This window comes from Paenibacillus sp. ACRSA, from assembly GCF_022346845.1.
In the GTDB taxonomy this organism is placed as follows: Bacteria; Bacillota; Bacilli; order Paenibacillales; family Paenibacillaceae; genus Paenibacillus.
Map to the genome: position 1 here is coordinate 23,032 of NZ_JAKRNP010000025.1, position 11,302 is coordinate 34,333.

Sequence of the window (11,302 nt, forward strand, 5' to 3'; positions counted from 1 at the left end):
TAAAAAGGGATTATTAAACTTTTATACTTGTTGAACTTTGATCAGGTTAGTGTTACCGGATTGACCGATCGGAACACCAGCGGACAATACAATGATGTCCCCTTTTTCGATGTAACCTGTTTTGATCGCATTGCGTGTAGCGGATTCGAACATTTCGTCCGTTGTAGTAACCTTATCTCCCATAACTGGTACAACCCCGGAGAGCAAGCAAATTTTTGCAAGCACTTCTTCATGTTGTGTAACCGCAATGATCGGAGCTTTTGGACGATATTTGGAGATCATACGCGCCGTGAAGCCACTTTCAGTTGAAGTGATAATCGCTTTGGCATTGAGTACGAGAGAAGAACTTACAGCTCCTTGACTAATAACCTCAGTAATATCAGCAATTTGCTGTGCGGATTTTTGAGCAAATTGTTCTTTGTAATCAATCATCGTTTCTGCACGACGTGCAACTGCTGCCATCGTACGAACGGATTGCACTGGATATTTACCTGCAGCGGATTCACCAGACAACATGACAACGTCAGCACCTTGAAGTACAGCATTAGCTACGTCACTTACTTCTGAACGAGTTGGACGTGGGTTCACTTGCATAGACTCCAGCATGTGTGTTGCAACGATAACCGGTTTACCTGCACGGTTACATTTATCGATCATTTCTTTTTGCATCATTGGTACGTCTTCAATCGGTACTTCTACGCCAAGGTCACCACGAGCAACCATGATACCGTCAGAAGCTTCAATGATATCGTCCAAGTTAGTCATACCTTCTTGGTTCTCGATTTTGGAGATGATCTGTACGTGATCTGCACCACGCTCTTTCAAGATGCTGCGAATCTCACGGATGTCATCGCCTTTACGTACAAATGAAGCTGCAATGATCTCGATGTTGTTCTCGATACCGAAACCAATGTGCATAACGTCACGCTCAGTAACACCTGGCAGTGTCGTTTTGATTCCTGGCAAGTTAACACCTTTACGTGGCTTCAGGATGCCACCGCTGATGATTTTACAATGAATATCTGAACCTTCTACAGACAATACAGTCAGGTCAACCAGACCATCATCAATCAGGATACGATCGCCAGGCTTCACAACCAGATTCAATTCTGGGTAGTTTACGGAGATACGCTCTGCGTCACCAAGAATTTCTTCTGTCGTAAGGATGAGCTCTTTGCCTGCTTGAAGGTGGCAAGATGCTTCTTTCAGTTTGCCAATCCGTACTTCTGGTCCTTTGATATCCATCATAACTGGTACGTATGTGTTCAACTCAGAAGCTGCTTGACGAATGTTGTTGATCCGTCCAACGTGATCCTCCAGCTCGCCGTGAGCCATATTTAAACGTGCAACCGTCATACCTTCCTGGATCATTACCTTTAATAAGTCGATTGAGTCACAGGCAGGTCCCATAGTACAAATAATTTTTGTTTTCAACATGCTATTTCCTCCTCATATTTTGCTTATATGTGTATTGTAGCGTTTTCTGTCGAATCAGGGTATGAACTATAGTACAATGATTGGAGTATAGTCCAATAATGAGGTGTATTATGGTCACTCCGTTAGAAGTACGACACATTAATGGTGTCGGATGGTTCGAAGAAGCTGTGCAAACACAGGAAACTTGGCGTCTTAACTTGGTTACTTATGGAAAATGTGTATATTGGGTGAACGGCGAAAAACAGATCATGGAGAAAGGCGAGCTACTGATTATTCCCGGTGGTGTTGCTTATTATGGTAAAAGCATCCCTACCGTTACACATACCCAAATTGTTGTTCAATTAACAGGAGAAACACCGGAGTCACTGTCGGCATTAGAACGAGCAGAGGTCTTGCGGCATAAGCCCGGATGTTACGAACTGATCCATGAACGCATGAAGGCCATTCATCAGCAGTGGCAGGAGCGCCCTTCTTATTATGTCATGATGAGCCAAGCCTTATTGATGGAAGTGCTGATTTATGTGAACCGTGAGCTGGATCGAGGAGTTATTCCACCGGAGCGTCATATGCAGGCGGAGCGTATGAAACGATATATTGAGCGTCATTATAGGGAGAAGGTAACGAAAGAAGAGCTGGGTGATGAGATTGGTAAGACCCCGAACTATGCAGCTGCGTTGTTCAAAAGTATGACCAACCAGACCATCAGCCAATATGTCCATGATCAACGGATGAAAAGAGCCGTATATCTGCTTACCGAGTCACAGCTCTCAATCCAAGAAGTTGCCGAATTCCTCGGATATCGCGACTTGTCTTATTTTTATCGCATCTTCAAACGTATTATTGGAAGCCCGCCGTCTGATTTCCTGCATGAGCGTCCACCTGTAATATGAAAACCGCAGCCCTGAGTTATGGAATCGTTAGTCTGAAGGGCTAACTATGCTTACTTTCTTCTATTGAAAAGACGGGAAGGCTAAAGGTGGGATTAGAGATAGGTGTAGACGTAGGTGTGGAGATAGACTCATAAGATCCACGGAGTGGATGAGCGAATAAAAAAAAGAGAGCCGGTGGCTCTCTTTTTAAGTTACTAGGTAGTGGATTGCTACAACCTATGTTTTATTCATTCCTAATCTAGACATTGCTGCTGGTGTTGGTTGCACCCAGCGTTTGCTTTTCTTTTTGGTGAGCCGAGCTACGACGAAGAAGTACCGCATGAACTGCCCAGTAAGCTGCTTCAGCAAACAGGATTCCACCGGCAACATCAAGCAGGGAATGTTGTTTTACAAATACAGTGGAAGCAATGATCAACCATAACCAAACAGATAATGAGATTCGCAGCACTGGCTTGAAGTTCAAGTGACGGTTGACGATGATAAACAACATATAGCTTGTGAGACAATGAATACTTGGAAAGCAGTTGAATGGTGCATCATTTGTATAAATGAATTGAACCAGCCAGCTACTCAAATCAGTTCCACCTACAATGGGTCGTGGTACATGCGTCGGAAATACCGCAAAACAGATGTTGGCGGCGATCACCCCTACATTATACGTGAGTATCGTACGCCAAAATAATGATTTATTGGTCAGCCCCAGATAGATAAATCCAAGATACAGAATGGGCATCCAACTGATATATGGGTAAATAAATTCTTTAATAAAAGGAATCTGGGTATCGATCCAAGCATAGTTGTAGAAGACGTCACTACCCGTGTTACTACCTAGAAAAACATAAATGGAGCCTTGCAAAGGTATACACAGTATAGCTAGTAGATGTCCCCAGCGTAGAAATAGTGCTTTCATAAGTTCCCCCTGATCTTTGATGTGCATACTGCACGGTTCTTTGGATTCTCTCTATATAAGACGATGTTCCATGATTGTTACCCTGCAGAAATGAAGGAATGAAATTTTCCATAGTACTATAATGTACAGAACCAGATATAAGCCATACCTGATTTTAGGGGAAAACCCCGTGAAGAAAGTCTCTTTTTTGTTACTTTTATAGTTTTATCCAAAAAAGGATACTGTAATATATTGCATATTGTAGTACAACTGTAGTGTCATCCTAATTTTGGTGATGTCGACAAAAGAAAATGAAAAGAGGCTGGTACTACCTTATGGCAAACGCGCAAATTAGAAAAGAATCGTTCTCGAAGAGGAGGCCAATTTTAGCTGTAGTCATCATTGAACTGTTACTCTTGTTCGCTGTGTTTGCAGCGGGTGCGGTGGCAATGATTAAGCAACTTGACTACACGTCTCCTGTACTCCTATCGTTTACACCGATTGCGATTGTACTCATCATCTATTTAACTTTGCGGCGTAGGTGGGGTGAGATCGGATTCCGGTCTTTGCGAACCATTCCAGTGGAGCAGACGAAGTATTATATTCCGCTAATACTTGTATTGGGTACAATCGCTTTGAAGGGATTTGGAGAACTCACGCTGTCCAAGGTAGCCTTTTTTATCCTTTTCACCCTGCTCGTCGCTTTTGTTGAAGAAACGATCTATCGTGGACTGATATTTAACATCCTTCTAAGAAAGAGTGCAGTTGCTGCTGTCCTAACCTCCAGTATCCTTTTTTCGATCACGCATATTATGAATGCTTTATCCGGTCAGAATATGGCTGATATTACTTTGCAACTTGTTTATGCTCTTCTAATTGGGGTTGTGCTAGCACTGTTAATGTTGAAGAATGGAAATATCATACCCTTAGTTCTGTTTCACTTTGTACATAATTTAATTCAGTTTCTGGGAGATGATCTACAAGATACGGGTACACTTCCTTATGATATCTTTGTAATAGTTGTTCTTGTGGGCTACTGCATTTGGTTAACATATAGTGTGCGAACACAACGACATAGCATAGATTCAAGTAATACCTCACAACCGATGAATCGATAAAGAAGTTTCTGACATGATAGCTCTGTTTGCCGTCAATCCTATAGAACGTGTTATACTTAACCAGACGGTAAACGGGCTGCGTGTTGAAACGTAAGTTAAGCCGTACAATGTGCGATTGTAGGTGTATTATGGAGAAAACTGCACAGGATGTAGCAGAATGGATGGTACAAGAGATTAAATTCACGGGCACGCTTCGTCAAGAAGTTGCTATAGAATATGTGAAGTCCAATTTTGGAGAAGAATTTGTGTTTGTGAATGAGAGCGGGAATGCATCCTTAGAAAAAGAAGTGAAAAAAGCGTTCCGTAAGCTACACGGTGGACGGATTGCTTGGGATCGAGATAGCTTTACGTGGGCATGGACATAACATTTATCGTGCATTACAGATCTATAAAGGGATATTGAAACTGCAATCACTCGTTTTTTTTTATAAAAGGGTATAATTTGGATGCCTTTTGCATATCCTTTGGTAAGACCGTGCAGGAGCAGGGGGGCTAAAAAACCCTGTTGTACTGCGCGGAATAACATGTATTTCCAAAGCTGTTTGAAAAGAAAATACAAAGATTTGCTTTTTGGCAGAATCAGAGTTATAATAAGATCATGTTGTAGAGGAGTGGAAAACCTAATTCATATATTGTAAAGGGCGATCACTTATAGGTTATGACTGGTACCTTTTTCAATGTGTGAATTTTTATTTGCTTGCTGCAAAGAACAAAGGAACATGTTAATCTTTATTTGGAGGTGTAATTCACATGCAAAACGGAACAGTAAAATGGTTCAACGCTGATAAAGGCTTCGGTTTCATCGAAGTTGAAGGCGGAGAAGATGTATTCGTACACTTCAGCGCTATTACAGGCGAAGGCTTCAAAACGCTGGACGAAGGTCAACGCGTGCAATTTAAAATTGTACAAGGAAACCGTGGTCCTCAAGCAGAAGAAGTTGTAAAACTGTAATTAAAGCTTAGCTGCCTTTAACATGTTATAATGGTAAAGGCAGCTTCTTTTTTTTGAGTATATAAAAGAAAGTCGGCCCATTAGTTGTCGAGGCAGGAGTCTGGTGGAGTGCAAACTTCCGCTAAGATAGGCTTCTGTGAAATAACGTCGGTTAGATGTTTTTCCATAACAAAGGGGGTAGAAGTCATGTATAATCGCAAAAAACCGTTGGAAGAGATTCCACAAGCGGATGCGGCAATCTGGGAATGTACGAGCGATACGTGCAAAGGATGGATGCGGGACAATTTTGCGTTTGATAGCGTGCCTACTTGTCCGATATGTGCTTCTGAGATGGTTAGCACGACTAGGATGCTGCCATTGCTTGAAAATTCGAATAGTAACCTGAAAACGATGTCTAAAGGAAATCGGATTTAATATAGCTTACCCGCCTCTTACGAGGTGTTTTTTTTTAAAGTAAAATACACCCGTTGTTAAAGGCATGGGTACTAAATATGAAGTTCCTGGCATTCGTTTTGGCGAATGCCTTTTTTGTTGTTGCTATAAATAGCGTATTACAAACCAAAAAATAAGCTTCTCGCATACTGCGAGAAGCTTATTGCTGTATTCACAGATACTTAATAAGAATGAGCTACTTGTTCTCGATCTAAAGATTAGATGAAGAGAAAAGGCAATAACAGGAGTGTAGAGACGAGTGCGATGTCAAATCCTGTACCGAACCCGCGGCCGTATCCACGTCCATATCCGCGACCATAACCATACGGCCCATAAGCTGAGGATTGAACTGTTTTGGCTGCATTCTTTTTACCTTTTTTATGCTGCTGTTGCTTGGTTTGAACAGAAGAGAGTCGTGGCCCCTCGTAACAGCCATCCAAAAATACTTTGCCATCACGACATCTTCCAAGTGTGCCATACATGTGTTTCCCGTCTTTCATAATAAGACAAACCGGGCGTCCAACGTGCGGAGAAACCGTATCCTCACATACCGGATGAATTCTATACATGTATATCCCCCTCGTAGTTGCGGTTGCCGCCTGAAATCAACGGTTTCTATATCATAGTAAAAGGTAGGAGATTTGGTATGGACGAGTACCCGGAAAAAGCATAGGGAGGTGCCGTTTTTGGAATTGCTCCATACACTAAAGAGTGTAGGAAGGGGCTGGAGTCATGGACTATCATGATTTACTGGCGGGATTGGGAGAAGGGAGTGCGCATCCGGGCGGTTTTGAAGCAACAGTGCAATTGCTGGATTCCTTATCTCTGCCATCTCGTAGTCAGATACTTGAAGTAGGTTGCGGTACGGGAAGGACGGCATGCCACTTAGCGCGTCATGATTATCGTGTGACTGCAGTAGATCTTCACCGTGGAATGTTGGAGAAAGCTGTACGACGCGCTAGGCGTGAGCGGTTGGATATTCGCTTCATTCAGGCGGATGCAACGGCATTACCTTTTCCAGATGATCGGTTCGATGTGGTGTTTGTGGAATCTGTTACGATATTTACCCGCTGGCGTGCTGCACTGTCTGAATATAAGCGTGTTTTGAAGCCGGGTGGTCTGTTGATTGATCGAGAGATGATATTATCCGGTCGGAAGACGGAGATCATGAGTCACAAATTGAAACAGTTCTATGGGATCAGGACACTGGCAAGCATAAATAGGTGGAAAAGACGTCTGAGACAAAGTGGATTTACAGCAATTACAGTGCATGAACATTCACGCTCGATGGGAAGATGGGGTGTGGATCATGATCCTTATCGGGAGATGGATATGACTTTGCTTGAGAATGAGCAAGTGCAGCGTATGAGTGGAATGAATGATCGTTTACTTGCTAAGTACGGCAAGCGATTAGGATATGCTGTGATTGAGGCGAAGGTACCATTAAGGAATGAGTAAAATTATAGTCATGGTAAAGTATTTACTTGAGCTAGCTTGTGAGGTGTGTCTGCTGTATTAAGAGGGTAGTCCGTAACTTACGGGCTACCCTTTAGTTGTAATAACGGTATTACTTTATTGCTGCATCTCTGAGATTGCAGGTTATAACATGTCGTTATCGATAATTCGCCAGTGATGCTTAAGCAGAGACTCCAAATGAAGCTTATCCTTGGCTCGGAAAGCGCTGAGTATTTGCCGGTGCTCCTCGTTAACTTCGTAAAGGACACTAGACAGCTTCGATTTATTATCGCTCACATACGATTGACGAATAAAGCTATTCTTCAGTGTGTTTAACATCTCGATTACCGTAGCATTACCACATCGCTGAATGTATAAATTGTGGAACTGATATTGATCCTTGTTATAGGCTGCTAAATCCAATTGGTTAATGGCCTCGTCCATTCGAGCAATAAGAGTTTCCATCTCCAGCAACTCTGAAGTTTTGAGGAGATCTACAGCCAGCGTTGCAGCAAGTGCTTCGAGAGCTCCGATGGCTTGAGAGAACTCTAACTTTTTGCCTGCATCAAAAGGAGTGACGATAAAACCTCTGCGAGGGATATATTGCAGCAGGTTGTCTGAAGCGAGTTGGAACAGAGCCTCTCGCGTAGGCGTACGACTGATGTCGAGTTTTTTGCAGATCTCTGCCTCATTGATTTTTTGATTAGGGAGCAGTGTTCCGTCTTGAATTTTCTGTGCTATATAATCGTAAACGTGATCTTTCAAGGACCGGTATTTAGGTACTTCCATACCGAATCCTCCCTTCTATATAGTGATGATTAGATGTGTGTATGGGGGATGACCCCGGAATCGTGCACCGCTCAAGTGTTTCAAGTTTTTATCATCTTAACACCGAGGTGGGAGTTGGGCAAGCAAACGTAAGCGCTAACTTGCATAATGATGATACTGAGTTGTCAACATATTAAAATAAAGAGAAGGGATGTATAAATCCGTTTCATGTCTTGAATTTATGCGTCTTGTTTGATACTATTACTTACAAGAAAGACCATATATTGTATGTTGTATATTGTATACAAAATTACGTTGTAAATTTTCTTCAGGAAAATCATATATTAGAGTAGGATCTGTCGAGTATAGACTATGGTGGAATAAGTGATAACAAGTCTTGCGTAGTTAGGGCGAAGCATAAGCTAATGTTGTATTTTGTATACAATATAATGTTAAAGGAGTGCTGAGATCTATGCCGGATTCTAAACAGCTAATGGAATGGTCAGAACGTTATGCGGCTCCAAATTATCACCCTCTTCCAATTGTGATTGAACGTGCGGAGGGGGTCTGGGTTGAGGATCCGGAAGGTCGGCGATACATGGATATGTTGAGTGCATACTCAGCTATGAATCATGGCCACAGGCATCCTACCATTATACAGGCACTGAAAGATCAAGCGGATCAAGTCACATTAACATCGCGTGCGTTTCATAGCAAGGCGGCCTCTCTTTTTTATCAAAAACTCGCACAGTTCACAGGTAAGTCTAAGATTTTGGCGATGAATACCGGTGCCGAAGCTGTAGAGACTGCCGTTAAGGCGGCTCGCAGGTGGGCTTATCGCAGCAAAGGAGTGCCGGAAAACCAGGCAGAGATCATTGTGTGTGCTGGTAACTTCCATGGCAGAACATTAACCGTGACTTCATTCTCATCTTCCGCAGAATATAAAAAAGATTTTGGTCCCTTTACACCGGGATTTCGCATTATTCCGTATGGAGACCTTGAGGCATTGAAACAGGCTATTACTCCCAATACGGCAGCATTTCTAGTAGAGCCTATTCAAGGGGAAGCGGGAATCGTTATCCCGCCAAAAGGTTATCTTGCAGACGCATTCTCTTGGTGCAAGCAGCAACGTGTGCTAACGATAGCCGATGAGATCCAGACTGGATTCGGTCGAACAGGGCGTCGGTTTGCCTCTGATTGGGAGGGAGCAGAACCAGATCTATGGATTATGGGCAAAGCCTTAGGTGGCGGAGTGATGCCTATATCTGCTGTTGCAGCTGATGCAAGCATATTAGATTTATTCGAGCCGGGATCACATGGTTCTACGTTTGGAGGTAATCCTTTAGCTTGTGCGGTTGCGATTGCAGCCTTGGATGTATTAGAGAGTGAGAAGCTTGCTGAGCAATCAGAACGTTCAGGTCATTATTTTATGAAGGAGCTTCAGAGCATTCGTAGTTCAGTTATTAAAGAGATTCGAGGTCGGGGATTGTTTATTGGTGTTGAACTAAATGTGCCAGCACGTTCTTTCTGTGAGCGATTAATGGCGGAAGGTCTGTTGTGTAAAGAGACGCATGAGACCACAATACGCTTTGCGCCACCGTTAACAATTACGAAGGACGAAATGGATTGGGCGTTAGAGAAGATTCATAGGGTGCTAAGTGAATAGTTCTATACCGTATTGGATGACTTACTTCATATAAAGATTACTGAGGGAGATGACTTGCATGGGAAAAGACGAGCACGTATCTGTAGGTAATCCGTATGCTTTTAGTGAGTTACCTCTTAAATCTGAGGAAGGCCGCCAGGTTGCCATTATTAAAGTTCCTTTTGGATTAGCTGGAGCACGAGGTGGGGCAGAGCTAGGCCCGGATGAACTGATTACTGCAGGACTGAGAAGAGAAATTGCACGACTAGGTCTAACTGTTCAACGAGAGGTAAGGGTTGATTGCACGAATATGCCTGCTTCCTCTACTGAAAAATCCCGAGGGAAATATCTATCGGAAGTACGTCAGGTGAGCGAAAGAGTGTGCCGTGAAGTTTCTAATGTGGTTACTGGGGGGACTTTCCCTCTGGTACTTGGTGGTGATCATAGCATTGCAATTGGTACTTTGGCTGGCTTAAGTGCGAACTACTCTAAGCTGGGAGTAATCTGGTTCGACGCACATGCTGATCTTAACACTGAAGAGCACAGCTTATCCGGTAATGTGCATGGCATGGGTTTAGCAGTAGCGATGGGGCATTCATCGTTTAACTTTTCTCAAATTCCTGGTGCGGGCTCATTCATTGATCCTTCGAAGGTGGTTTACATTGGTTTGCGTGACTTGGATGACTATGAGAAGCTCCAGATTAGAACGCTTGGCATCAAAAGTTATACGATGCATGACATCGATCGTTTGGGCATAGAGCAGGTTATTAAACAGGCACTTTCTATAGTAGGCGAAGGTACAGACGGTATCCACATCAGCTTTGATATGGATTGCCTTGATCCTCGTGAAGCGCCGGGGGTAGGGACGCCAGTTCCAGGTGGGTTAAACTATCGTGAAGCGCATTTTGCATTGGAGCTGCTTGCGTCGACGAATCGAATCACATCTATGGAACTGGTAGAGGTCAATCCTTTGTTTGATCAGAACAGACATACCGCAAGACTTGGGGTAGAGCTGATCGCTTCTCTGCTTGGCAAACGAATTCTATAGTGGATATGTTGTAAATGGAGTTGGCATCCTAGGTCACTAGTGTATATGAATGATCTGTATGTATTGATGTTCTTACTATAGAAGAAAGTGATCTGAAGATAGCCAGTGTGGTTACCCTTTCATTAAGAAGAGGGAGAGCGTGCTGGCTTTTGTTCTGGTTGTGCGTATGAACTGGGGTAACGGATGGAAAATGGATGCTGACGATGTGAGTGGCTGTTAGAAAAGGTAGATGAGTCATTGTTGTTATAAGGATGATACGGATTTTAAAACTTTTGAAAAAAAAGCTTGCGTTCTAAATCTGTACATGGTATATTCTAATTCCGGCCAAGAAAACACGAGAAACACGGTGCGGCAAGCAAACAAAATAAGCTTCGAAAGAAACTTAAAAAAAGAGCTTGCAAAGTTGGTTCGGATGTGATAAGATATAAAAGTTGCTGACGAGAACGAATGTCGGCGCTGAAACAAGTTTGATCTTTGAAAACTGAACAACGAGTGAGTAATCATCCTGCTTGCAGGATGAACAAAATGAGATTTTTAATCTCGTCAGTTTCAAAATGAGCTAATCGCTCTTTTCAATACTTTATTGGAGAGTTTGATCCTGGCTCAGGACGAACGCTGGCGGCATGCCTAATACATGCAAGTCGAGCGGACTTGAAGAGAAGCTTGCTT

At 43.0% G+C, this 11,302-nt stretch carries 12 protein-coding genes and 1 rRNA gene; 9 read left to right on the forward strand and 4 right to left on the reverse strand.

All coding sequences use genetic code 11. The annotated features are described in order from the left end of the window. Positions 1 to 21 precede the first annotated feature (21 nt). Entirely contained in the window at positions 22 to 1,437 is a 1,416-nt protein-coding gene (gene pyk / locus MH215_RS28860; RefSeq protein WP_056697124.1) for a pyruvate kinase, read from the reverse strand. A gap of 110 nt (positions 1,438 to 1,547) precedes the next feature. Here pyk and MH215_RS28865 point away from each other — a divergent pair, with 110 nt between their 5' ends. Next, on the forward strand, positions 1,548 to 2,327 hold the full coding sequence (locus tag MH215_RS28865; protein ID WP_239294282.1) for a helix-turn-helix transcriptional regulator: 780 nt from the start codon (positions 1,548 to 1,550) through the stop codon (positions 2,325 to 2,327). 238 nt (positions 2,328 to 2,565) lie between these two features. On the opposite strand, the gene MH215_RS28870 is transcribed toward MH215_RS28865, so the two are convergent. Further along, the gene (locus tag MH215_RS28870; RefSeq protein WP_239294283.1) at positions 2,566 to 3,237 is read right to left on the reverse strand and encodes a phosphatase PAP2 family protein; all 672 of its coding nucleotides are present in this window, start codon (positions 3,235 to 3,237) and stop codon (positions 2,566 to 2,568) included. Between the two features lie 314 nt (positions 3,238 to 3,551). Here MH215_RS28870 and MH215_RS28875 point away from each other — a divergent pair, with 314 nt between their 5' ends. The 4 genes from MH215_RS28875 to MH215_RS28890 all read left to right on the forward strand — a co-directional run bounded on the left by MH215_RS28875 (position 3,552) and on the right by MH215_RS28890 (position 5,699). Continuing rightward, the gene (locus MH215_RS28875) at positions 3,552 to 4,334 is read left to right on the forward strand and encodes a CPBP family intramembrane glutamic endopeptidase (RefSeq protein WP_239294284.1); all 783 of its coding nucleotides are present in this window, start codon (positions 3,552 to 3,554) and stop codon (positions 4,332 to 4,334) included. Between the two features lie 128 nt (positions 4,335 to 4,462). Then, a complete protein-coding gene (locus MH215_RS28880) occupies positions 4,463 to 4,699 on the forward strand; it encodes a DUF6953 family protein (protein ID WP_239294285.1) in 237 nt (78 codons plus the stop codon). Between the two features lie 385 nt (positions 4,700 to 5,084). Next, a complete protein-coding gene (locus tag MH215_RS28885) occupies positions 5,085 to 5,285 on the forward strand; it encodes a cold-shock protein (RefSeq protein WP_024633772.1) in 201 nt (66 codons plus the stop codon). Between the two features lie 186 nt (positions 5,286 to 5,471). Next, on the forward strand, positions 5,472 to 5,699 hold the full coding sequence (locus tag MH215_RS28890; RefSeq protein ID WP_056697134.1) for a cold-shock protein: 228 nt from the start codon (positions 5,472 to 5,474) through the stop codon (positions 5,697 to 5,699). 236 nt (positions 5,700 to 5,935) lie between these two features. Here MH215_RS28890 and MH215_RS28895 read toward each other — a convergent pair whose 3' ends face one another. Next, positions 5,936 to 6,286, reverse strand: a complete 351-nt coding sequence (locus MH215_RS28895; RefSeq protein WP_056697136.1) for a hypothetical protein — start codon at positions 6,284 to 6,286, stop codon at positions 5,936 to 5,938. A gap of 163 nt (positions 6,287 to 6,449) precedes the next feature. Here MH215_RS28895 and MH215_RS28900 point away from each other — a divergent pair, with 163 nt between their 5' ends. Beyond that, on the forward strand, positions 6,450 to 7,175 hold the full coding sequence (locus MH215_RS28900) for a class I SAM-dependent methyltransferase (RefSeq protein ID WP_239294286.1): 726 nt from the start codon (positions 6,450 to 6,452) through the stop codon (positions 7,173 to 7,175). A 141-nt stretch (positions 7,176 to 7,316) separates the two neighbouring features. Here the strand turns inward: MH215_RS28900 and MH215_RS28905 are convergent, their stop codons facing one another. After that, positions 7,317 to 7,961: a GntR family transcriptional regulator gene (locus MH215_RS28905; protein ID WP_239294287.1), complete on the reverse strand. Its 645-nt coding sequence runs from the start codon at positions 7,959 to 7,961 to the stop codon at positions 7,317 to 7,319. Positions 7,962 to 8,412: 451 nt separating this feature from the next. Here MH215_RS28905 and MH215_RS28910 point away from each other — a divergent pair, with 451 nt between their 5' ends. From MH215_RS28910 to MH215_RS28920, 3 genes are all read left to right on the forward strand, one after another. Beyond that, positions 8,413 to 9,606 carry an ornithine--oxo-acid transaminase gene (locus MH215_RS28910; RefSeq protein ID WP_239294288.1) on the forward strand — a complete coding sequence of 398 codons (1,194 nt, stop codon included), beginning with the start codon at positions 8,413 to 8,415 and terminating at the stop codon, positions 9,604 to 9,606. Between the two features lie 58 nt (positions 9,607 to 9,664). Beyond that, positions 9,665 to 10,633 (forward strand): arginase, encoded by a 969-nt coding sequence (gene rocF, locus MH215_RS28915; RefSeq protein WP_239294289.1) that lies wholly within the window; start codon positions 9,665 to 9,667, stop codon positions 10,631 to 10,633. 580 nt (positions 10,634 to 11,213) lie between these two features. After that, positions 11,214 to 11,302, forward strand: a 16S ribosomal RNA gene (locus tag MH215_RS28920); the annotation flags it as partial.